Source organism: Nostoc cycadae WK-1 (assembly GCF_002897135.1).
GTDB lineage: Bacteria > Cyanobacteriota > Cyanobacteriia > Cyanobacteriales > Nostocaceae > Nostoc_B.
The window spans coordinates 138,821-160,436 of sequence record NZ_DF978425.1; the positions used below are offsets into that span (position 1 = coordinate 138,821).

Here is a 21,616-nt window from a genome sequence, read left to right on the forward strand (position 1 = left end):
GAGGAGAGCGCCTTTTTAGTTTGGGTTTGAGTTACAGCTTTTTTATTCCGTGTGATCCCGTTTATGGATATTTGCAGAGTTTATGCGATCGCAATCTTCTATTTAGTAAAAGGATGAGCCAAATACATTAGACCTCTTGCAAAAGTTCTCAGGAAGATTGGGTTTGGGATAGATAAAGCTCATAATTAGGGAGCCGGAACTGCTACTCGATTACCAGGAACAATCTGTGGCTGATATGAAAATACCTCGCGGCTACGAGGATTGACACTTACCTTCAGCCACTGTACATCGTTGGTGCCGTTTCCTTGATTGTCGCCAAATGTCTCAACACGCGTGAAGTTTTCCAGCCGTCTGCCTTGAACATCTAGAAATGGCCTATCAATCCGAAAATAGTGTGAATCGCCGTGTACATAAGCAACCGGTTTGCGAAAAGCAATCACCTCATCGCGCAATGCTAATAAAAATTCCTGGAAGCCATCAGGCTGTCCATCCGTTTGTATAAGAGTTCTGGGGTCACGCAAAGGCGCTCTAGTTGAGTCACTTTGATCCCAACCAGGGTCAGCTTGAGAAATCAACATAATTGCGGCTGAGTTGCGTTCCTTAGCTACTCGGAAGGTCTCTTTTAGCCAAGCAATATTAGCTGCATTTCTTGCTGCATACTCCCCTGGAGAGGGTGCAGTGTCGCAGAGGTTATTGCACGAACCTTGGATGTTGAGTGTCGCATAAGTAACCCTACCGACCGTCCAACGACGGTTCTCAACACAAGGCACTGAACCATTAACACCAAGGCATAGTGGTGCTGTCTGCACCTCTTGGAATAACCGACGCTGCCCTAGGGAAAAATTCGTACTAAAGAATAACTGACGCTCGTAATCGAGGCGTTCGAGTGAGTTGTATCCACCATTGGAAGGGCGATCGCAGTCTGTCCAATCGTTGTCACCCGGAGTAAAGGCTGCCGGTGCTTCTAGAGAGTTGAAGTAGCCGAGCGCCTTGATATACAGTGTGTTGTCGCAAAGACTATTAGAACCAGCCTTGAGATCACCATCATGAACGGTGAAAGCCAGTTTCTCGGAATTCATATCTTCGATTAGTCTTGTTACCCCAACTTCTTGGGCAGCTGAGTAAGGTAGATCGCCCCAAAGTCCAATTTCGTATGATGAGTTTGCGTTCTCCCGTTCATTCTCTCCAGCCACTACTAAATTGGCGGTGGCAGATGCCAGGAATGGTAAAGTTAAGGCCAGTAAGCACATTTGACGTAGTAAATGTTTACTACTGAAGCCGTGAAAGATTGAGTAGCCAAGCTTTGTCATTATCATCTCCTCAATTATTTAGGCATCCGTGAGTGTATTTTTGGACAATTGCTGCCCACACCATTCCCATCAGCAATTTAGACTATCGGATGTCGATCGCAGATGGGTTATGAATAGGTTATGAATCCTAATTAGTATTGAAGAGAAAGATCCTAAGAAAAGCGGAATAATTAACTGTCAGTCTTGTAAAAATGAAGTAATTGTTACTTTGTTGGGGCGAATTTTCTATTCTGATGACGAAGTGAAATGCCTAATTTGATCAATAAGGCTATTGGCTACATCGATTTCTGCAATTTTGCGAATGAAGGAGCCTAAAAGATAAGTATGATCACAACTCAAGATGGCACGCAGATATATTACAAAGATTGGTGTGCAGGACAACCTGTCGTTTTCAGTCACGGTTGACTGAGACGCTCCAATTCCATATCATCCCAAGAGATAGGGTCTTCTACAGGCTCCAGGTGAGTGATAATGCTACTTCCTGGCAGTGCTTGAATAATTTTCAACTCAATTTCTTCACATAAATCATGTCCTTGGCGCACACTCCAAGCGCCTGGGACTAAAACGTGAAAGGAAATAAAGCGACGGGTTCCTGCTAACCGAGAGCGCATGGCATGGAACTGGATATTTTGATGTTCGTATTCACTAAATATCTGCCGGATAATATCTAGTTCTTCTTTTGGTAAAGCCGTGTCTAGTAGTCCAGAAAAGGTTTCCCGCAGTAAATTAAATCCTGCCCAAATAATATTAACTGCTACCAAGAGGGCAATGATGGGGTCAAGTATCAACCAACCAGTTACCTGCACGAGAAAAATTCCGAGTATCACACCACCGGAAGTCCAGACATCAGTTAATAGGTGATGAGCATCTGCTCGCAAGGTAATGGAACGTAAGCGTTTTCCGGCTTTGAGTAAGACAACAGCTACTGCACCATTAACTGCTGTGGCTAATAATGATAGCACCAGCCCTAATCCCAGTTGAGTTAGTGGTTCTGGATGCAGCAAGCGTCCCCAAGCTTCGACTGCAATGCTAATAGCTGCCACGATAATTAATGCACCTTCGGCTCCACTAGAAAAATACTCGGCTTTAGAATGGCCAAAGGTGTGTTCGGCATCGGCTGGTTTAGCTGCATAAGTTAATGCCCATAGCGCTACCAGTGCAGCCACTAGATTTACACATGATTCAATAGCATCAGACAGTAGCCCGACTGAACCTGTTAGTAGGTAAGCCCCAAACTTTAAACCAATAGTCACTACTGCGGCTGCAATTGATAAGAAGGCGTAAGAACGGGCTGTTTGGCTACTCATTCAAACTACTCAACTGTAATTTTTACGTAACTGTAACAAATTTAGCTGTTAGTTTTATCTATCTTCAGATTTTTAGGTTTTTTTAAACACAGGCTGGTAAAAAAAGGCAAAAGTCAAAAGAAAGACCAGGAGATTGTAGGAAAAGCATTGTTGCAAATTATTTTCCAGCCCAAAAGGTGAGATACTGTTGAAAAAATAATTTCACAGGATAGATGTAATATATGCGGCTTTTTGGTATGCCAGTAGAAAAAGGCAGATGGTTGCTGATACCTCTGGGTGCAACAGTTTTACTCTGCCTTGGCACTGTTTATTCATGGAGTATTTTTAGAAAACCTCTAGAGAAATTACTGAATATTAATGCAACAGAAAGTTTGTTGCCATTTACGGTTTTGCTAATTATGTTTGCCGTATTGATGCCAATTACTGGCTTTTACATCAATCGCTTCGGTTCTAGGATGATTACCGCAGTTGGTGGTGTAATTATGGGACTTGGTTATATTTTGTCTAGTTTGGATGGCAATTTACAACTGCTGACTTTTACCTATGGTGCGATCGCAGGTGCGGGTGTAGGTATAGTGTATGGTGTACCGTTAGCCGTGATAGCTAAGTGGTTTCCTGATAAAAAAGGTCTTGCAGTTGGTTTAACTGTGATTGGTTTTGGGTTGTCGCCGTTAATTACCGCACCTTTGGCGAAATCACTGATTGATAGCTATGGAGTGCGGCAAACTTTTGTGATTTTAGGTATAACGTTTACACTGATTATTTTAGCGATCGCCACTGTCCTAAAAACACCCCCTCCAGATTGGAAACCAGCTGGTTGGAATCCCAATGTTGCAGTTTCGGGAAGTACATCACTCACCAATTCCGAGACAATATTGCAAACACCAGCATTTTACGGTTTGTGGCTATGCTATACCATCGGTACATTCTCAGGATTGGCAGCAATTGGTATTTCTAGCCCGTTAGCCCAAGAAATAATTAAACTAGATGCAACCACAGCCGCAAGTACAGTTTCTTTATTTGCAGTATTTAATGCTTTAGGTAGGTTGTTTTTTGGGTGGTTTACTGACCGTTTCAGCCCCAAGTTAGCTGCAATTGTTTCTTTTACTTTAGTATTAATTGCATCGCTGATGATGCTAAAGGCTGGACAAGGAACTGTAGCTACTTATTTAGTAGCATTTGCCCTATTTTATTTTTCTTTTGGTGGCTGGTTAGCGATCGCTCCTACTACCACCTTGATTTTGTTCTCCGCCGCCGACTATGCCAAAAATTATGGTCTAGTTTTCACAGCTTATGGTGCAGGTGCTTTAGGTGGAACTTTGTTAGCTGGCAGAATTAGAGATATTTTTGGCAGTTATACAATTTTCTTTTACCCAACTACAGCACTAGCAATTTTAGGGATTGTGTTGTCTGTGTTTATGCTCAAACGTAGTTTTTCTAGTTCTGCTATTAGCCAAGCTAATTAAGCGTTGGCAGTTGTTCATGATTTTATTTGCATATTTTTAATTTATCCCAATTCTTGATGAAGCCTCATAGGAAAAACCCCACTTTGTTAAGGAGAAGTTGGGAGGGGTCAAAATAATGTGCAGCTTCCAGGAGGATTGATATTAGCAGAAAGAAGCTACTTTCTTAAGTAGCTTCTTTTTTTAGCATTCTAGTTATGAGTGCAGCAGAATAAACTATCTAGAATACTCAACTTAAGATTTTCATAGCCTGCCGTTAACGTACCGTCAATAAATTTGATCTGCAATCATCCTATGCAAATGACGGTCGAAGACTAACGGAGGACAAGTGAGCAAGTATTTAAAATTTTATGGCATAAATCAAACATGGCAGTGGTTACGCCAAACTTTCAGACATAAGTTATTTTTGCGCTTATCTGCTGTGGTGCTGGTGACTTTTTTCGTCAGCTTAACTGTGCATTATTCTATGGCGACTCAACCAGTAGCCACTACATCCAGCCCCAAAGTAATTTTAATTTCCCTCGATGGTGCCACACCAGATTTTGTTGAGCAGTATTTAAAAGATGGTGTATTAAATCGCCGCCAAGGATTAGGATTACTTAAAAGACAAGGTGTGTATGCTGAAAGAAATATTACTTGCAGCGCCTCTTTAACTGCGGCTTGTCACGTAGCTATTGGTACAGGTTCCACTGCTGCCCGCAATGATATTAACTCTAATACATTCCATTTAGTTGCCAGTCCCTTTACCTCTAACATTAGTGGTTTTGGCGCACCAATTGGCGGTTATTCCACAATCGGCCCTAGTGCCAGTGTACAACCAACGGCGGAACCGATTTGGGTTGGGCTTCAGCGCAATGGCAAGCAAGTTGTGGCGGCTACCTTTCCCGGTGCAGATGGTGTTGATGTCCGAGTTCCCGGTTTGACTAATAGCCCCATTATTCAACCAGCCAGCACTAGAACTGTATCTTACACCGTTCCTTTTGGGGCGTTTGCGGGGGTAGGTGCAAGAGGTTTTAATTTAACTACTGCGGACTTTAGTTCTGCTTCTAGTCAAATAGTTACTCAACTGAATAATGCAGGCAGAATTTCTTACAGCCCTATTTTACAAGCAAGTTTAAATGATCAGTTTACTGTTGGTGGTGTCAATTATGATATTCAAGTAGCGGCACTAGATACAACTAGCGATCGCCGCACCAATTATGACACATTAGTATTTTTTGATGCTCAAATTGGCATTCCCACAGGGACTTTTAGTTTACCTGCAACTGGCCCGGCTTATGTGAAGGTGAGCGATCGCAAATCTAGTTTATTTTATCTTGAAGGCAGTTCTAATCAAGCAGGTACAGCATTTTACGTCAGCAATCTTGCACCAGATTTGAGTACCGTTCGCATTGCACGTTATTCTGCAAATGCGATTCCCCGCAATCCCGCAGTGCAAACTAGTGTCGATGATATCCTGACTCATGTTGGTTTTTGGTCTCCCCAAGCTGATTTCCGCATTCCAGAACGCCTCAGCCCAGGATTTACCACTTTCCCCGACAGCGAACTAGAAGCTATTTACCAAGACCAAGTACAACTGTTTGTTGATTATCAAACTCGACTAGCATTGAGAGCCATTAACCAAAATCCTAATGCAGATTTAGTCATGGTTTATATTGAACAACCAGATGGCTCAGAACACCAATTTTTATTAACTGATTCTCGTCAGCCTAGTGATCCGACAAATCCATTATCCATTGGCGCTAGACAAGATAAAGCCAAAGTAGCGCGATATAGAACTTACGTACAAGCCGGTTATCAAGCTGCTAATAATGCCGTTCAGCGCATCATCAACGCAGTGGGGACAAATCGCCAAGGCACACCTAACAGTAACATCTTAGTTGTTTCCGATCATGGCTTTGCCCCCTTTCACACAGCCGTTAACTTAAATAACTACCTGAGAAATAGAGGCTTTGATTTAACTAAAGTCCGCGCTGTCACATCAGGGCCAGCCGCCAACATTTATATTAATCTGCAAGGACGTGAACCCAACGGTGTTGTCAGTCGCGCGGAATACATTACTTTACAACAGCAACTGATCACAGCGTTGCGAGAATTGGTAGATACCAATCCTAATTACTTGCGGGGAAGACAACAAGCAGTCTTTGACTTAATTTACCCTCGTCCATTACCCAGCGATGTCAATGATCCAAAATTTGGCTTAGGTACAAGCGAATTTGTCGGTCAAGATACTGGTGATGTGTTTGCAATCATGCGCGAGGGATACAACTTTGACGGTGTACAAAGCCCCATCATCACCCGTTTGGGAGACACTGATAACGCTGTATTTTCTGTACCAAATTTCTACGGGGCGCATGGTTATGATCCCACAATCCCAAGTCTCAGCGCCATCTTTTATGCTGCTGGCCCTGACATTCAGCGTCGTGGTAATATTGGCAGAATTCGCAATATTGATATTGCGCCAACCATCAACAGTTTACTAAACGTTCCCTCTGCTCCCACAGTTCAGGGACGAGCTTTAAATATTAAGGGAAGAGGTGATAGGTAACAGGTTATCAAAAAGTTTGTTGGGTGGAGCGATGGCGAAACCCAACAAACAAGACTAATGTGAAGCGGCGCATTCACAATGTGACTTGCTACATTCGCAATACAAAGCGACGCATTCACAATGTGACTTGCTACATTTGCAATGTGAAACGACGCATTAACAGTGTGACTTGCTACATTCACAATGTGAGGCGACACATTAACAATGTGACTTGTGACATTTACAACATTTTTACCAATCGTTCACCAGAAGATGCTTATTATTAAGTATTTATTAAATATCAAGATGACATTGGGTAATTAATTCTATTTAACTATTTATTCAGTCATTTGCTGAATGTAGCATCACTCATGCTCAAAGCTGGGGGTACTGAAGCAGAAGCGATCGCAGCTTTACTACACAATAGTATAGAAGACTAAGGCGGAAAATTCACTCGTGAATAAATTTTGTATAATTTCGGGATGATTTATTGAATACAGAGGGAGTCAGAATAATTTGAAGTTCTAACTCCTTCTTGTTAATTAACCGTTAATAACTTCTCCACCATTGACATGAATGACTTGACCAGAAATGTAAGAAGCATCATCAGAAGCTAAAAATACATAACTAGGTGCTACTTCTTCTGGTTGTCCTGGTCTTTCCATTGGTACTTGTTTACCAAAAGTTTCGACTTTTTCTTCAGGAAAAGTTGAGGGAATTAATGGTGTCCAAATGGGGCCAGGTGCGACAGCATTGACTCGAATTTTCTTTTCTACTAAATTTTGTGATAGCGAACGAGTAAAAGCCACGATCGCACCTTTGGTAGCAGAGTAATCTAATAGTTGAGGACTACCTTTATAAGCAGTTACTGAGGTAGTGTTGATGATAGCGCTACCTGCTTTTAAATGTTTTAATGCTGCTTTTGTTAGGTAAAACATTGAAAAAATATTTGTGCGAAAAGTCCTCTCTAACTGTTCTTTGGTAATATCTTCAATGCTTTTTTGTGGGTGTTGTTCAGCGGCGTTATTTACCAAAATATCTAGTTTACCAAATTCACCTAGTGTTTGTTTTACAGCATTTTGACAAACAGTTTCGTCCGTAATGTCACCTGCTATAGTTAACGCGCGTCTACCTTGTTGTTCTACTAAATTTTTTGTTTCTGTTGCATCTCCATGTTCATTCAGGTAAACAATTGCGACATCTGCGCCTTCTTTAGCAAATGCAATCGCTACAGCACGACCAATACCACTATCTCCACCTGTAATTAATGCAACTTTATTTTTTAATTTACCACTACCGCGATACTGTTCATCTTTAGCTTTCGGTCTTGGCTGCATTTGCGATTCAGTACCTGGTGGTTTTTGCTGCTGTGGCGGTTGTAATTTTTCTTGTTGTGTTGATGCTACCATCGGATTTCTCCTGATAATCTATTGTTGTGTTTTTTGGTGAAAAAATGCCTATAAATAAACCTTGGATCGAAGAATCAAGCCAAGGTTTACTGATAGATTTTGCTTTTACTTACATATCGTAAGCTGGTGCATTTTTACCCCGGATATTAGCCAAATATAATCAACTGAGATTAATTCTCCTCACACCCAAAACACGCTCTTAATCTGACCACAAAAAACAAAGTACACAACTTTACTTATAGATAAAGAATTTAAGTCTCTTCATCTGTTTTTAAGTTAGCTATTAATTTTTGAGGATTAATCACTCTGAAGATGGAATAAGATTATCTGGATACTCAATCTGGAGGGGGACATCAATTAACCAAAATTATTTTTATCTTCTGTCTATAGTTAAAGGATAAAGTTGAGTTGATATTCATATTGAAAAACGAACCGTAGAGACGCAGAGAACGCAGAGGAACTTGAGAACGTTTGTTCAGAGTAATTTAAAATTACTATGTATTCCCAATTACAGCGCTTTTCAGATTAATGACTACTCAAACGTTGGGTTTAGAGCCAAATTTATATGAATATTTGCTTTCTGTGTCTGTGCGCGAACCAGAAATATTAACGCAATTACGCCAAGAAACCGCCCAACATCCAATGGGAAGAATGCAAATTGCACCAGAACAAGGGCAGTTGATGTCTTTGCTAGTACAGTTAATAGGAGCGCAGAAAACTTTAGAAATTGGGGTATTTACGGGCTATAGTACTTTAGTTGTGGCGTTAGCACTGCCAAAAACAGGCAAAGTTGTAGCTTGTGATATTAGTGAAGAGTTTACCGCGATCGCTCGTCGTTATTGGCAACAAGCCGGAGTCGCCGAGAAAATAGACCTACACATCGCCCCAGCACTGGAAACTTTAGATCGATTGTTAGCCAGTGGTGAAGCCGAAACCTTTGATTTTGCGTTCATCGATGCCGACAAAAGCAATTATGATAATTATTATGAGCGATCGCTACAACTAGTCCGTCCAAGTGGATTAATTGCAATTGATAATGTTTTATGGTCAGGTAGAGTTGCAGATAGCCAAGTTCAAGACAATCGCACCAAAAAAATCCGCGCTTTCAATCAAAAACTCCACCAAGATTCCCGCATTACCCTTAGTTTAATTCCCATCGCCGACGGCTTAACCTTGGCACTTAAGAACTAACTCTCAAAAAGACCTTTGCGCCTCTGCGCGGCAGTCGCTTCAAGTCGGCAAAGCCGACGACAGTTGCTACAACGGAGGGAACCTCCGCAATGCACTGTCTCCCCAACGCGCTGCCTTGCCTCTGCTGGAGATAAATAAACAATGTCAGAAATCTTTGCCACTACTGGAACCATCGCGGCGATCGCTACTGCTGTTGTCCCCCAACAAGGTAGCGTCAGTATTGTGCGCGTGTCTGGTTCTCAAGCAATGGCGATCGCCCAAATGTTATTTCACGCCCCCGGAAAGCAAGCTTGGGAAAGCCATCGCATTCTCTACGGTTACATTCGCCATCCCCAGACGCAACAACTAATAGATGAAGCCTTACTGTTAGTGATGCAAGCACCGCGTTCTTACACCCGCGAAGATGTGGTGGAATTTCATTGTCATGGTGGAATTATTGCTGTCCAACAAGTTTTGCAATTATGTCTGGAAAATGGCGCAAGATTAGCACAGCCGGGAGAATTTACCTTACGAGCGTTTTTGAATGGCAGACTAGATTTAACCCAAGCTGAAAGTATTGCTGATTTAGTCGGGGCGAAATCTCCCCAAGCCGCCCAAACTGCTTTAGCTGGTTTACAAGGAAAATTAGCTTATCCCATCCGCCAGTTACGCGCTAACTGTTTAGATATTTTGGCAGAAATTGAAGCCAGAATCGATTTTGAGGAAGATTTACCCCCGCTGGATGATAAGAGCATTATCTCAGAAATTGACAAGATTACCGCCGAAATTACTCAGTTATTAGCCACAAGAGATAAAGGTGAACTGTTGCGTACAGGGTTAAAAGTGGCAATTGTAGGTCGTCCGAATGTGGGTAAATCGAGCTTGTTGAATGCTTGGAGCCGGAGCGATCGCGCCATTGTGACAGATTTACCCGGTACAACCCGCGATGTGGTGGAATCGCAATTAGTGGTGGGTGGAATTCCGATACAAGTGCTAGACACCGCAGGCATTCGAGAAACCGCAGACCAAGTAGAAAAAATCGGCGTAGAGCGATCGCGTCGTGCTGCTAATGCTGCCGATTTAGTTTTGTTTACCATCGATGCTGGCGCAGGTTGGACTGAAGGCGACCAAGAAATTTACGCCCAAGTACAACATCGTCCCTTAATTTTAGTCATTAATAAAGTTGATTTAGTTGATGAAACTACAAGCAAAGACCTCCAATCCAAAATCCAAAATCCAAAATCTAAAATCCTCACTGCCGCTTCTCAAAATCGAGGGATTGATGATTTAGAAACGGCGATTTTAGCAAAAGTAAAACTAGAAAAAATTCAAGCGGCTGATATGGATTTAGCAATTAATCAAAGACAAGCAGCCGCTTTAACTCAAGCTAAAATCTCCTTAGAACAAGTACAAGCTACAATTGCTCAACAATTACCCCTTGACTTTTGGACAATTGATTTGCGTGGTGCTATTCAAGCATTAGGAGAAATTACTGGCGAAGAAGTTACCGAGTCGGTTTTAGATCGCATTTTTAGCCGCTTTTGTATTGGTAAATAAACTTTACACAGGGCTGGCTGTTGGTCGGACAATCACTTCATTAATATCTACATTATCCGGTTGAGACACAGCATACAAGACTGCTTGAGCGATCGCATCTGGTTGCAGAGACTTTTTGGAAGCACGTCGTCTGATGCTGGCAGAAAAATCAGATGCAGCTAATGCTGCTTATCAAGTAGGTTATGAAAGCCCCTCACATTTCAGCCGCGAATATTCTCGGATGTTCGGTGCGCCGCCGATGAAGGATGTTGAACGTTTACGTTTACTGATAGCAGGAGGTAGAAATGCCGATACTTACTAACAGAAATATTTGTCAGCGTCGGGATTAATTTTATAACTTTGACTACTTTTTGTGTTTTTTAAATTGTGATAAGTAAACGGCAACCTGAAGATAATGCTGTTACATCTTTGTTAAGAAAAGTTACAACGCTCTTAACACAAGGAAATATTTTTATGGAAGTCTCAGGTGATAAAAATAAACCACATCAGGTAGTAATTGTAGGTGGTGGCTTTGGTGGATTATATACAGCAAAACATCTGGCTAAAGCTAACGTCAATGTTACTCTGATTGATAAACGTAACTTTCATTTATTTCAGCCACTTTTATATCAAGTTGCCACAGGCACTTTATCACCTGGAGACATTTCCTCACCATTGCGAGCCGTATTTAGCAAAAGTAAGAATACACAGGTGTTGTTGGGAGAAGTCAGCGATATTGATCCCAAAGCCCAAAAAGTGATGATGGGTGATCAAGTAATACCCTATGACACATTAGTGGTTGCTACGGGTGCTAATCATTCCTATTTTGGGAAAGATGACTGGAAAGATGTTGCGCCTGGCTTAAAAACTGTGGAAGATGCGATTGAGATGCGCCGGCGGATATTTGGTGCATTTGAAGCCGCAGAAAAAGAAACTGATCCTGAAAAGCGCCGTGCTTGGTTGACTTTTGTGCTTGTAGGTGGTGGCCCTACAGGTGTAGAATTAGCCGGTGCGATCGCTGAATTAGCATACAAAACCCTCAAAGAAGATTTTCGCAACATCGACACCTCAGAAACCAGAATTTTACTATTACAAGGTGGCGATCGCATCCTCCCACACATTGCACCTGAATTGTCGGAAGTAGCTGCACAATCTTTGCGGAAGTTGGGTGCAGTTATCCATACCAACACTAGGGTGACAAACATTGAAAATGACACCGTTACTTTCAAGCAAGGCGGCGAAGTTAAAGAAATAACCACAAAAACCATATTGTGGGCCGCAGGTGTCAAAGCTTCCGCAATGGGGCAAATCTTAGCAGAACGTACAGATGTAGAGTGCGACCACGCCGGACGTGTGATTGTCGAACCGAACTTGACTGTTAGGGACTATAAAAATATTTTTGTAGTTGGAGATTTAGCCAACTTTTCCCATCAAGCAATGAAACCCTTACCGGGTGTTGCACCTGTAGCTAAACAACAAGGTGAATATGTAGCTAAACTTATTCAAAAACGGCTTAAAGGTCATACTTTGCCACAATTCCATTACAACGATGTAGGTAGTTTGGCAATGATTGGGCAAAATTTGGCTGTTGTCGATTTAGGCTTTATCAAACTCCAAGGTTTCCTAGCTTGGGCATTTTGGCTATTAGTTCACATCTACTTCTTAATCGAGTTTGACACCAAATTACTAGTAGTATTTCAGTGGGCGTGGAATTATATTACTCGAAATCGTCGCTCTAGATTAATTACAGGTCGAGAAGCATTTGTTGAACCAAAACCTGTCAGTAGTGGTAGTCATTAGCTGTAGCTAATTCTCAACATTAAAACTTCAAGCTGCAAACAAGGCATTTTTGAAATTATAATCAGGGTCATTTTGCTAATAGAAATATCTACTAAGCACAAACTTCCAGATATACTTCCTTTACCTTCTCTTGCTCATTTGTTTTGCAGCTTCAGGATCTTTAGTATGGGTTTCTCAGTTTTTGTTGTAATCTAAATGTCTCTAATTCTTGTCTTTGTTGTTGCCTGAGTCTATCTATTATTAATGGCTCAACTTGTTGTTGTCTGAGTTGATTTTCGATACGAAATTGTTCGATTCGATGTTGTTGTTGTAGTCTAATTTCATCTTGTCGTTGTCTAAATCTTTGCCAGAGTTCTTGAGATGTTGTTGGTTTCTTGATGTACTGTTGGTTTTGGCCTATCTTCCGGTTAGTGTCAGCCTGTACAGGAGAATAAATTCCTAAATGTGTCGTCAGAATTACAAATAGTAATCCTGCTTTGATTTTTACTAAATTATTCATAAAATTTTCTCAGCATTTTAGTAGAGCAGCAATATTGCTCAATCAAAAATCTATATACCAGCAAAGACTATTAAGATTTTCGTTTTGACTTGGGTGGTGTTCTGTGTGTACCAAAGTATTTTTCACTACGATAACGCAGCCACACACGCAACACTTGGGGAATTTGCTCTTTTTCTTCTTTAGTCAGTTTGTTATAGAGAGCTAATGCTCGTTCACGCTCACCCCGACAAGCAGCGTTGTTGTGAGCATCCCAATAGTTCCGAGCTACTCGAATTCGCCGACAGACTTCTTTAATTAACGCTTCACCGATAAGTGGAGTTTCTTGGTTTGCCATTTGCAAATGCTGGAATTTGATCAATCATTACTAATGACATCGTAGCGATTTTGACTGATATGAGCAAATTGCAACCTAACTTTTGATAACGGAAGAACTCAGCATTATTTTGGGGATGGATTATCTCACGCAGAGACGCGGAGAATAAGAGTTTGAGAGATTGAACTTTTAATTTTCATTCTCATATTCAGTAATGCCGTAATTTTTTACCGATAAACTATAGATATCTATTTTAAAAGTTAAGTTTAGTTAAACAAGAAGCGATCGCAGTCAGTAATTTGAGGATTTACGCAGAGATAAACGGATTAGGCGTTTAGTGGCTGTCTATTGTTGGCTGGTGTGTAGTTATTTCTGCTATGACTATCTTCAAATGTAGCGAATGCTAAGGATTCTTTTTCGGTAATCAATCTAGCGCTCCGTCTACGGGTGAGGTAGTTCCATGCCCACTGAATCATTACTAACACTTTGCTGTCAAACTCAATTAAGAAGTAGATATGAATCAATAGCCAGAATACCCATGCAGAAAAGCCTTTTAATTTGATCAAACCTATGTCTACAACGGCTGAATTTTTGCCAATCATGGCTAGATTGCCAAAATCAGTGTATTTAAATGGTCGTAGGGTTTTACCTTGCAGACGTTTTTGAATTAATGCTGCAACGTATTCGCCTTCTTGTTTGGCTACGGGTGCGACACCAGGGAGGGGTTGACCGTTTTGGTGGGAGAAGTTGGCTAAGTCTCCGACAACGAAAATGTTTTTGTGTCCTTTAATGCTTAAGTCTGGTTCGACAATCACTCGTCCGCTGCGATCGCATTCTACCCCAGTTTTTTGGGTTAAGACTTTACCCATTGCTGAACCTTGCACGCCTGCTGCCCATAATACAGTTTTGGCGGCTATTTCTTTGAATTCATCACCTTGCTTGAGGGTAATGATATCGTTTTCAATGTTGGTGACTCTGGTTTTTGTCTGGACAATCACACCCAGTTGTGTTAAGGATTTTTCTGCTTCTTGGGATAATTCTGGCGAAATGTGTGGGAGGATGCGATCGCCACCTTGTAATAGTAAAATTTTGGTTTCGGAGGTGTCGATGTTGCGGAAGTCTTCTTGCAGGGTTTTATATGCTAATTCGGCGATCGCACCTGCTAATTCTACACCTGTAGGGCCAGCACCCACAATTACAAAAGTCAGCAAAGCACGGCGTTTTTGCGGATCAGTTTCATGTTCTGCTGCTTCAAATGCCTTAAATATCCGCCGACGCATTTCGATTGCATCTTCAACAGTTTTCAAGCCAGGCGCAACTTCTCTCCAATTATCTTTACCAAAGTAAGAATGCTTTGCACCTGTGGCAACAATTAATGTATCATAAGGAATTATTCTATCAGCCAAAATAACTTGTTGTGCTTCTGAATCAATATCATTTACTTCTCCTAGCACCACTTTGGTATTTTTGCTTTTGCTGAGGATTGAGCGCAATGGTGCGGAAATATCAGCAGGTGATAACGCTCCAGTTGCAACTTGATATAAAAGTGGCTGAAATAAATGAAAGTTTCTTTTATCGATGAGGGTAACATTGACATTCGCTTTGGCAAGTGCCTTTGCTGCATATAGTCCACCAAAGCCACCACCAATGATTACGACTTCATGTGGTTGATGATTCTCAAGTGAAGCTTGCATAATTAATATTTCCTTGTGTTAAGAGGTTTGTAACTATTCTTAACTAATGTGTAACAAATTCATGATATTTGTTACAGTCTATGTTGAACAATTGGAAAAATAATTAAATTCATTCAAGTTACGAATTTTGAGTTTTCTAGTACTATTTACCCAAATCCCATTTTGATTGCTAATCGTGAAAACCTTGTATTATGAGCATCAGAGGAAATAAGGCGCTAAGTATAATTAATCAATTTGTGACGATTATGAGTGCTATAAAATTGTCTTTATTGATAATTAGCAACTAACTAAATAGTTGTAAATAAAATGAGTCAATACTCTCATAAATATTAAGAACAAAATTGAATAATTTTATACTTCACGCCAAGATTGATAGCGAAGTGCTTATTTAGCATGAGGGTTGAATCGCACTATAGATAAAACTTGATAACCCTCACCTTGAAGCAGACATTGACCATCAGCATCCAAGGGACAAGCAGTTTCTGCAAGATTTGGACGAGTCCCTTCTACATACTTGGTTGTAATTTCAACTTGTTGATTATGAAATGATTGCAATTTGGTATGAGAAACTTGAAGGGATGGACGCAAAATTAATCTATTGTGGTTTGATGTATCGCTAATCAAAAAGAATTCTTCACCTTGATAAGCGCGAAGCGACATCACAGGCGGAATTTCTTCATAAATTAATTTTCCCCGGAAGGTCGATATTTGAGATTGATTCACAACTCTATTTAATTCCTGTCCTGGGTTATCTTTAGCCTGGATTTTTTGTGCGTCTACAATTCCAGTAAGTTGACCTAGCACTAAAATTAGTTGTAGTAAATCCATAGATGACTGTGTATTTATTGATATAAAATAACTAATTTTATTTCAGTCATCAGGCTGCTACTGTGATGAGACTCACAACATACAAATAAGTCTGGCTTTTATATTACATACCCACGTAAAATCCAAGATGGTTATTTTTTTAACTCTAAGTGAACAATTACGAGTAATTTAGTATTGAACATAAATTAATCAACAGGCTAGTGTATGAGACTAAATTTTAGTCGCCGTCAATTTGTTTTTTATGGTTCAGCCACCTTTGCTACCAGCTTATTACTCAAAGCTTGTAGCAGTAACCAAACCCAGACACCAACAGCGAGTAGTGGCAATCAAGGGTTTAAAATAGCGATCGCCCTCCCTGGAGTCATCAGCGATAAAGCCTGGAATCAGTCTGGTTACGAAGGCGTAAACCTAGCTAAACAAAAACTGGGTGCAGAAGTTGCATATATAGAACAAGTCGCCCAAGCCGATCAAACAGAGGTATTAACAGATTTTGCTCGTAAAGGGTACAATTTAGTCTTTGCCCACGGTGGACAATTTGATGCAGCAGTAGAACAAGTGGCGACACAATTTCCCAATACATTTTTTGTCGGGGTGAATGGGAATGTGAAAGGTGCAAATATCGCTTCTTTACGCATAGATCACTTACAAGGTAGCTACTTGTGCGGGATTATTGCTGCTGATATGACCAAATCTAATAAATTAGCTTACATTGCTGGGCAGGAATTTCAAGCCACCCAAGAAGAATTACGCGGCTTTGAATTAGGTGCAAAATCAGTTAAACCAAATATTCAAATTGTTTCCACATTTACAGGCGATTGGAATGATGTCGCCAAGGCTAAAGAAGCAACTCTCGCCTTAATTTCCTCTGGTGCAGATGTGATTTATCAATGGTTAGATAGCGCCTCACCCGCAGTTTTACAAACCGCCAGTGATAAAGGTGTTTATGCCTTTGGTAATACAAAAGACCAATTAGATGTTGCACCAAAGGCAGTATTAACCAGTGCGGTGAAAAGATTAGATTTAGCCATAGCTTACTTAGCAGAATTAAGTAAACAAAAACAATTAAAAGGGCAAATATATGCCATCGGGTTAGAAAGACCAGATATATTAACTTTAGGAAACTTTAGCGCAGTCGTACCAGAACAAGTGAAAAATAATGCCCTGAAAGTAAAACAAGAAATTATCGATAAAAAACTGACATTTGAAAATTGCAAAGAAGCTGGTAAAGATACCCGTTGTGTCAAGAAATCATCAGCATAATTAGATAAACTTTCAATAACAACTCCGCCTAACTCTGCGCTGACCTTTGCGTAACTCTGCGTTTCAAAAAGCCGTAAATTCAATGCTTTATTTAGAAAATATAACTAAAAGCTTCGGCTCATTTATTGCCAACGATAACATTAACTTGAGTGTTAACTCAGGGCAAATTCATGCAATTTTAGGTGAAAATGGTGCTGGTAAGACCACTTTAATGAAGATTATTAGTGGTCTATATCAACCTGATGCTGGACACATTTACATACAAAATAAACCAGTAAACATCAACTCACCTAATGACGCAACAAAACTAGGTATTGGCATGATTCATCAACATTTCATGCTAATACCTCAGTTAACTGTTACCGAAAATATTATCTTAGGTTTAGAAAATAGCTGGCGCTTAAATCTGCGACAAAAGCATCAAGAAATTGCGGCTTTATCTCAAGCTTATGGTTTAGAAATTGAACCCACAGCAAAAGTAGCAGATTTACCAGTGGGAACACAACAGCGTGTCGAAATTCTCAAAGTTCTTTACCGCCAAGCCAAGCTTTTAATTCTTGATGAACCAACCGCAGTCCTAACACCACCAGAGGTGAAATCGTTAATTTTTATCTTACGTCAATTAGCCGCAGCGGGGAACACAATTATTTTTATCAGTCATAAGTTAGAAGAAGTAATAAACCTTTGCGATACAGTCACCATATTACGCAGGGGAAAAGTAATTGTAACAATAAGTACTCAAGCAGCAACACCTCAAAAACTAGCAGAATTAATGATAGGACATGAAGTTGATTTAAACATTAATAAATCACCAGCTTCAACAGGAAAAGTAATATTGAGGGTGGATAATTTACAAGTTACAGATGATAGAGGTATTAATGCGGTTTGTGATGTTTCCTTTCAAATACATGCAGGGGAGATATTAGGAATTGCTGGTGTTGATGGCAATGGACAAAGAGAATTAGCCGATGCGATCGCAGGTTTACGCAAGATTAGACAAGGTAAAATTCATTTAGAGAATTCTCAAACTATTGCTTATATCCCTGAAGATAGGCAAAATATAGGTTTAATATTACAATTTAGCATTGCCCAAAATTTAATTTTAAAAGCTTTTAAAAACTTGCCCTTTTGTCGCAATTATTTATTACAATCAGCAGCAATTAACAATCACGCCCACGCTGCAATGCAAACATTCGATATCCGCGCAACAGGAGAAGATATCAAAGTCAGTCAACTTTCGGGTGGAAATCAACAAAAAGTAGTTTTAGCGCGAGAACTTGCAGGTGAACCTGATTTAATTGTTGCTATGCAACCCACACGAGGGTTAGATGTAGGGGCGACAGCGATGGTACATTCGCAGTTGTTAGCAGAACGCGATCGCGGTGCGGCAATACTGTATATTTCTACTGAGTTAGAAGAAATCATGGCTATGAGCGATCGCATTGCCGTAATCTACAGAGGTAAGTTCGTCGCTATTTTAGACGCACAGACTTCAACAGTGGAAGAAATTGGTTTATTGATGGCTGGAAGTAGCAAATGACTATTGAACAACGGCGTAAAGAAATTGCTTCAAATGCTATACAAACACTAGAGGCAATTAGAACAGGTATAGTCAAGCATGGTAATCTTGATGATCTGCGGACTGATTTGCTAAGTGAAATTTATTGAGAAATAGTGATAACCCCAGTAAGTAAGTAGACATGGATTGGTCAAGTATGTTAACTTGGCTTGATTTATTTCAGGTCGAACTACTATGCCACAAGATATTAGAGTGTGGGATGTCTGTACTACAGGGAACCTTAGTGAAATCAAAAAATCTAAGCTTGACTTTGAACAGCGTATACAAGATTGGTTAGAGCAAGATATTTCTATTATTTCACCTAACTTATTGGTAATAGGTAAAGAGGTTCAAACAGATTATGGTGGATTTATAGATCTATTATGCCTAGATCAAAAAGGAGATATTTTCATTATAGAATTAAAACGCGGCAAAACTCCCAGAGAAGTTACTGCTCAAGCCTTAGATTATGCTTCTTGGGTAAAATATTTATCAAATGACCATATTACTAATATTGCAAATAGTTACTTGATGAATAAATATAATCTAGAACTAGATAAGGCTTTTCAAAAAACTTTTAAGATAGAATTACCTGAAGTTATAAATACAAATCATCATATATTAATTGTTGCTTCTGAAATAGATAGTAGCTCTGAAAGAATTATTAATTATCTATCAGAAAGTTATGGAGTTAGTATTAATGCGGTAACTTTTCAGTACTTCCGTAGTGAAGATGGTAGAGAATTATTAGCAAGAGTATTTTTAATTGAACCAAATCAGGTAGAAGAGAATACACAGCGACAAAATAATTCTAAAAGACAGCCAAATTTATCTTATGCAGAGCTTGAAGAAATTGCTAGGAGACATGGTTTAGAAAAAATATATTTTGAACTTTATACTAATTTAGTAGATAAATATTTTACCGTTGTTTCAACAACAAGAAGTTCATTGAGTTTTAAAAAAAGTAATAAAACTATATTTACTTTAATTCCTGTAGAAAGCAATGGGGAAAAAGGTCTAAAATTTCGTATATACACAACAAGATTTTCAGAATCTTGGGGTATAGATCTAGAAAATATAATAGATTTATTACCCTCATCAAAATATGCTTGGGAAAATTACCCTAGTGCTACACCTGATTGGTGCGGACATGAAGGATTTTTCAAGACTTTAGATGAAGTAGACATATTTATTGCTGGGCTACATAAAATAACTCAAAATGGGAACTACACTAGAACTTAAACAAGTATCTCCATATTTATTGGAGAAAATAAAAAATTATTCTGAGTTAGCAGGTATATTTTTAGACGCACAATACTTGGAAGATTCACCATTTTGGGAAGAATTTACAATCGACCCAAATGATATTGATGATGTTGAGTGGTTTAATGAAGCAACTAATTATTTACAAGAAAGATTAGATAAATTAGTCACGCACAAACCAGAAAAATTTGGAAAAATGAAGGATGATATTCCTTTAATTATTAATGAAGGTAAAAGTAAGTATTTAGACTTGGATAAAACTTGGCAACCAATCAATTTTTTACTTACTGGATATGAATTTTATGATGAAGAATTTCATTTATCTAAATTAGTTGTAAGTGAAAATCTAGCAGATAATCTTCCTTTAATTAGGGCTGTCAGCCCCAGTCAAGGAATTGAATATGATGGCGGTGACTATCCATTGTATTATTTTAGCGTTGATGAAGTTCAACAGATAGCCAAGGCTTTATCAGATTTTTCTATGGATGAAATCAGACAAAGGTTGAAGTTTAGAGGATTACCGGAAGATAGCTACAATCATTTATTTGATTACACATATAATCCCCTTGTGAAATATTACCAAGATGCTGCGGCTAAAGGAAACGCAATGTTTCTTGAGTTTGGTTAGAGAATAAATGAAACCAATTAATTGGATTAATCATAGATTTTTACCAATCCTATCACCGCTAATTGCGATCGCCTCTGCCCTTCTGGTGGGTGCAATTCTCATCATCTTTGCAGGCGCAAACCCTATCACTGCATACACGGCTTTATTTCAAGAGTCACTTGCCAATTACTTTGGTTTTGGTAACACCCTCACCAAAATGACACCGCTATTATTCACCAGTTTAGGTGTCTTAGTTGCATTAAAGGCTGGTCAATTTAATATCGGTGGCGAAGGACAAATTTATCTTGGTGCGTTGGGTAGTGCTTTAATTGGGTTATATGTGCAAGGATTACCTGCGATTATTCATATTCCCTTGGCTTTGTGCGCCGGATTTATTTTTGGTGCGGTTTGGGGATGGATACCAGGTTATTTGAAAGCTGTGCGGGGAGTGAATGAAGTTATTACAACTTTGCTGCTGAATTATATTGCGGTGAATTTGGTTAGCTATTTGGTACAAAATCCTTTAAAAGCACCAGCCGCACCCAGTCCTTATTCACCATTAATTGCCAAGTCTGCCCAGTTACCAATTATTCTACCGGGAAGTCTTGCCCATGCGGGAATTATCTTGGCGTTAATGGCGGCGATGATATTATGGGTTTTGTTAGGGCGATCGCCTCTAGGATACCAAATCACCGCCGTCGGATTAAACCCCATTGCCGCCCGTTATGCTGGTATGTCAGTTGAACGCACCATTATGTTAGTCATGGCGTTAGCTGGTGGTTTAGCTGGGTTAGCAGGCGCAAGTGAAGTGATGGGGTTAAAATATCGCTTATTTGAACAAGTTTCTCCTGGTTATGGCTTTGATGCCATTGCGATCGCTTTACTCAGTCGCGGTAATATTGGCGGTGTAATCCTAACTTCATTATTTTTCGCCGCCTTGCGTAGTGGTTCAAATGTCATGCAACGTAGCGCCGGGGTTCCAGTTACCGTAGTTTATGCTATTCAAGGTTTGACTGTATTATTTATTGCTATTAGTCTCGCCATAGAAACCCAAAGGAAAGCTGAGGCTTAA

General features: G+C 39.9%; 19 protein-coding genes and 2 pseudogenes. 14 read left to right on the plus strand and 7 right to left on the minus strand.

The genetic code is table 11. The features are described from left to right. Positions 1–185: 185 nt before the first annotated feature. Positions 186–1,310: a hypothetical protein gene (locus tag NCWK1_RS08730; RefSeq protein ID WP_187308091.1), complete on the minus strand. Its 1,125-nt coding sequence runs from the start codon at positions 1,308–1,310 to the stop codon at positions 186–188. Between the two features lie 318 nt (positions 1,311–1,628). On the opposite strand from NCWK1_RS08730, the pseudogene NCWK1_RS30685 reads away from it, so the two are divergent. Further along, a pseudogene (locus NCWK1_RS30685) lies at positions 1,629–1,712 on the plus strand (alpha/beta fold hydrolase); the annotation flags it as partial. Here the strand turns inward: NCWK1_RS30685 and NCWK1_RS08740 are convergent. Continuing rightward, positions 1,706–2,617, minus strand: a complete 912-nt coding sequence (locus NCWK1_RS08740; protein ID WP_103124441.1) for a cation diffusion facilitator family transporter — start codon at positions 2,615–2,617, stop codon at positions 1,706–1,708. The pseudogene NCWK1_RS30685 and the gene NCWK1_RS08740 sit on opposite strands and share 7 nt — an antisense overlap. 236 nt (positions 2,618–2,853) lie before the next feature. Between NCWK1_RS08740 and NCWK1_RS08745 the strand changes: the two genes are divergently transcribed. From NCWK1_RS08745 to NCWK1_RS29075, 3 genes are all read left to right on the plus strand, one after another. Next, on the plus strand, positions 2,854–4,083 hold the full coding sequence (locus NCWK1_RS08745) for an L-lactate MFS transporter (protein WP_245894862.1): 1,230 nt from the start codon (positions 2,854–2,856) through the stop codon (positions 4,081–4,083). 325 nt (positions 4,084–4,408) lie between these two features. Then, the gene (locus NCWK1_RS08750) at positions 4,409–6,628 is read left to right on the plus strand and encodes an alkaline phosphatase family protein (RefSeq protein WP_103124443.1); all 2,220 of its coding nucleotides are present in this window, start codon (positions 4,409–4,411) and stop codon (positions 6,626–6,628) included. 59 nt (positions 6,629–6,687) lie between these two features. Beyond that, positions 6,688–6,894, plus strand: coding sequence for a hypothetical protein (locus NCWK1_RS29075; RefSeq protein ID WP_146033965.1), 207 nt, complete (start codon positions 6,688–6,690; stop codon positions 6,892–6,894). A 255-nt stretch (positions 6,895–7,149) separates the two neighbouring features. On the opposite strand, the gene NCWK1_RS08760 is transcribed toward NCWK1_RS29075, so the two are convergent. After that, positions 7,150–8,016 (minus strand): SDR family oxidoreductase, encoded by an 867-nt coding sequence (locus NCWK1_RS08760; RefSeq protein ID WP_096579581.1) that lies wholly within the window; start codon positions 8,014–8,016, stop codon positions 7,150–7,152. 528 nt (positions 8,017–8,544) lie between these two features. Here NCWK1_RS08760 and NCWK1_RS08765 point away from each other — a divergent pair. The 4 genes and pseudogenes from NCWK1_RS08765 to NCWK1_RS08785 all read left to right on the plus strand — a co-directional run bounded on the left by NCWK1_RS08765 (position 8,545) and on the right by NCWK1_RS08785 (position 12,522). Continuing rightward, the gene (locus tag NCWK1_RS08765; protein WP_103124444.1) at positions 8,545–9,207 is read left to right on the plus strand and encodes a class I SAM-dependent methyltransferase; all 663 of its coding nucleotides are present in this window, start codon (positions 8,545–8,547) and stop codon (positions 9,205–9,207) included. Between the two features lie 141 nt (positions 9,208–9,348). Beyond that, the gene (gene mnmE / locus NCWK1_RS08770; protein WP_103124445.1) at positions 9,349–10,743 is read left to right on the plus strand and encodes a tRNA uridine-5-carboxymethylaminomethyl(34) synthesis GTPase MnmE; all 1,395 of its coding nucleotides are present in this window, start codon (positions 9,349–9,351) and stop codon (positions 10,741–10,743) included. A gap of 115 nt (positions 10,744–10,858) precedes the next feature. Further along, positions 10,859–11,044: pseudogene (locus NCWK1_RS08780) on the plus strand (helix-turn-helix domain-containing protein); the annotation flags it as partial. A 152-nt stretch (positions 11,045–11,196) separates the two neighbouring features. Continuing rightward, positions 11,197–12,522 carry an NAD(P)/FAD-dependent oxidoreductase gene (locus NCWK1_RS08785; RefSeq protein ID WP_103124565.1) on the plus strand — a complete coding sequence of 442 codons (1,326 nt, stop codon included), beginning with the start codon at positions 11,197–11,199 and terminating at the stop codon, positions 12,520–12,522. Positions 12,523–12,682: 160 nt separating this feature from the next. Here the strand turns inward: NCWK1_RS08785 and NCWK1_RS08790 are convergent, their stop codons facing one another. The 4 genes from NCWK1_RS08790 to NCWK1_RS08805 all read right to left on the minus strand — a co-directional run bounded on the left by NCWK1_RS08790 (position 12,683) and on the right by NCWK1_RS08805 (position 15,856). Next, a complete protein-coding gene (locus tag NCWK1_RS08790; RefSeq protein ID WP_103124446.1) occupies positions 12,683–13,021 on the minus strand; it encodes a hypothetical protein in 339 nt (112 codons plus the stop codon). Positions 13,022–13,091: 70 nt separating this feature from the next. Next, a complete protein-coding gene (locus NCWK1_RS08795; RefSeq protein ID WP_103124447.1) occupies positions 13,092–13,355 on the minus strand; it encodes a Precorrin-3B methylase in 264 nt (87 codons plus the stop codon). A gap of 305 nt (positions 13,356–13,660) precedes the next feature. Then, entirely contained in the window at positions 13,661–15,028 is a 1,368-nt protein-coding gene (locus tag NCWK1_RS08800; protein ID WP_103124448.1) for an NAD(P)/FAD-dependent oxidoreductase, read from the minus strand. A gap of 384 nt (positions 15,029–15,412) precedes the next feature. Further along, positions 15,413–15,856, minus strand: a complete 444-nt coding sequence (locus tag NCWK1_RS08805) for a hypothetical protein (RefSeq protein ID WP_096579595.1) — start codon at positions 15,854–15,856, stop codon at positions 15,413–15,415. Positions 15,857–16,060: 204 nt separating this feature from the next. Between NCWK1_RS08805 and NCWK1_RS08810 the strand changes: the two genes are divergently transcribed. The 6 genes from NCWK1_RS08810 (at position 16,061) to NCWK1_RS08830 (ending at position 21,616) form a co-directional block, all read left to right on the plus strand. Next, entirely contained in the window at positions 16,061–17,116 is a 1,056-nt protein-coding gene (locus NCWK1_RS08810) for a BMP family protein (protein WP_103124449.1), read from the plus strand. 82 nt (positions 17,117–17,198) lie between these two features. Then, on the plus strand, positions 17,199–18,656 hold the full coding sequence (locus NCWK1_RS08815) for an ABC transporter ATP-binding protein (protein ID WP_103124450.1): 1,458 nt from the start codon (positions 17,199–17,201) through the stop codon (positions 18,654–18,656). Further along, on the plus strand, positions 18,653–18,784 hold the full coding sequence (locus NCWK1_RS30385; protein ID WP_281259102.1) for a hypothetical protein: 132 nt from the start codon (positions 18,653–18,655) through the stop codon (positions 18,782–18,784). Before NCWK1_RS08815 ends, NCWK1_RS30385 begins: the two co-directional genes overlap by 4 nt. An 85-nt stretch (positions 18,785–18,869) precedes the next feature. Next, a complete protein-coding gene (locus NCWK1_RS08820; RefSeq protein ID WP_103124451.1) occupies positions 18,870–19,916 on the plus strand; it encodes an endonuclease NucS domain-containing protein in 1,047 nt (348 codons plus the stop codon). Further along, a complete protein-coding gene (locus tag NCWK1_RS08825; protein ID WP_103124452.1) occupies positions 19,894–20,565 on the plus strand; it encodes a DUF1877 family protein in 672 nt (223 codons plus the stop codon). The genes NCWK1_RS08820 and NCWK1_RS08825 overlap by 23 nt, the downstream gene beginning before the upstream one ends. A 7-nt stretch (positions 20,566–20,572) precedes the next feature. Next, entirely contained in the window at positions 20,573–21,616 is a 1,044-nt protein-coding gene (locus NCWK1_RS08830; RefSeq protein ID WP_103124453.1) for an ABC transporter permease, read from the plus strand.

Coding starts and splice junctions, on each gene's coding strand:
- NCWK1_RS08730 (WP_187308091.1), bottom strand. CDS start 1,310: ATGACAAAGCTTGGCTACTCAATCTTTCACGGCTTCAGTAGTAAACAT.
- NCWK1_RS08740 (WP_103124441.1), bottom strand. CDS start 2,617: ATGAGTAGCCAAACAGCCCGTTCTTACGCCTTCTTATCAATTGCAGCC.
- NCWK1_RS08745 (WP_245894862.1), top strand. CDS start 2,854: ATGCCAGTAGAAAAAGGCAGATGGTTGCTGATACCTCTGGGTGCAACA.
- NCWK1_RS08760 (WP_096579581.1), bottom strand. CDS start 8,016: ATGGTAGCATCAACACAACAAGAAAAATTACAACCGCCACAGCAGCAA.
- NCWK1_RS08765 (WP_103124444.1), top strand. CDS start 8,545: ATGACTACTCAAACGTTGGGTTTAGAGCCAAATTTATATGAATATTTG.
- mnmE (WP_103124445.1), top strand. CDS start 9,349: ATGTCAGAAATCTTTGCCACTACTGGAACCATCGCGGCGATCGCTACT.
- NCWK1_RS08785 (WP_103124565.1), top strand. CDS start 11,197: ATGGAAGTCTCAGGTGATAAAAATAAACCACATCAGGTAGTAATTGTA.
- NCWK1_RS08790 (WP_103124446.1), bottom strand. CDS start 13,021: ATGAATAATTTAGTAAAAATCAAAGCAGGATTACTATTTGTAATTCTG.
- NCWK1_RS08795 (WP_103124447.1), bottom strand. CDS start 13,355: ATGGCAAACCAAGAAACTCCACTTATCGGTGAAGCGTTAATTAAAGAA.
- NCWK1_RS08800 (WP_103124448.1), bottom strand. CDS start 15,028: ATGCAAGCTTCACTTGAGAATCATCAACCACATGAAGTCGTAATCATT.
- NCWK1_RS08805 (WP_096579595.1), bottom strand. CDS start 15,856: ATGGATTTACTACAACTAATTTTAGTGCTAGGTCAACTTACTGGAATT.
- NCWK1_RS08810 (WP_103124449.1), top strand. CDS start 16,061: ATGAGACTAAATTTTAGTCGCCGTCAATTTGTTTTTTATGGTTCAGCC.
- NCWK1_RS08815 (WP_103124450.1), top strand. CDS start 17,199: ATGCTTTATTTAGAAAATATAACTAAAAGCTTCGGCTCATTTATTGCC.
- NCWK1_RS30385 (WP_281259102.1), top strand. CDS start 18,653: ATGACTATTGAACAACGGCGTAAAGAAATTGCTTCAAATGCTATACAA.
- NCWK1_RS08820 (WP_103124451.1), top strand. CDS start 18,870: ATGCCACAAGATATTAGAGTGTGGGATGTCTGTACTACAGGGAACCTT.
- NCWK1_RS08825 (WP_103124452.1), top strand. CDS start 19,894: ATGGGAACTACACTAGAACTTAAACAAGTATCTCCATATTTATTGGAG.
- NCWK1_RS08830 (WP_103124453.1), top strand. CDS start 20,573: ATGAAACCAATTAATTGGATTAATCATAGATTTTTACCAATCCTATCA.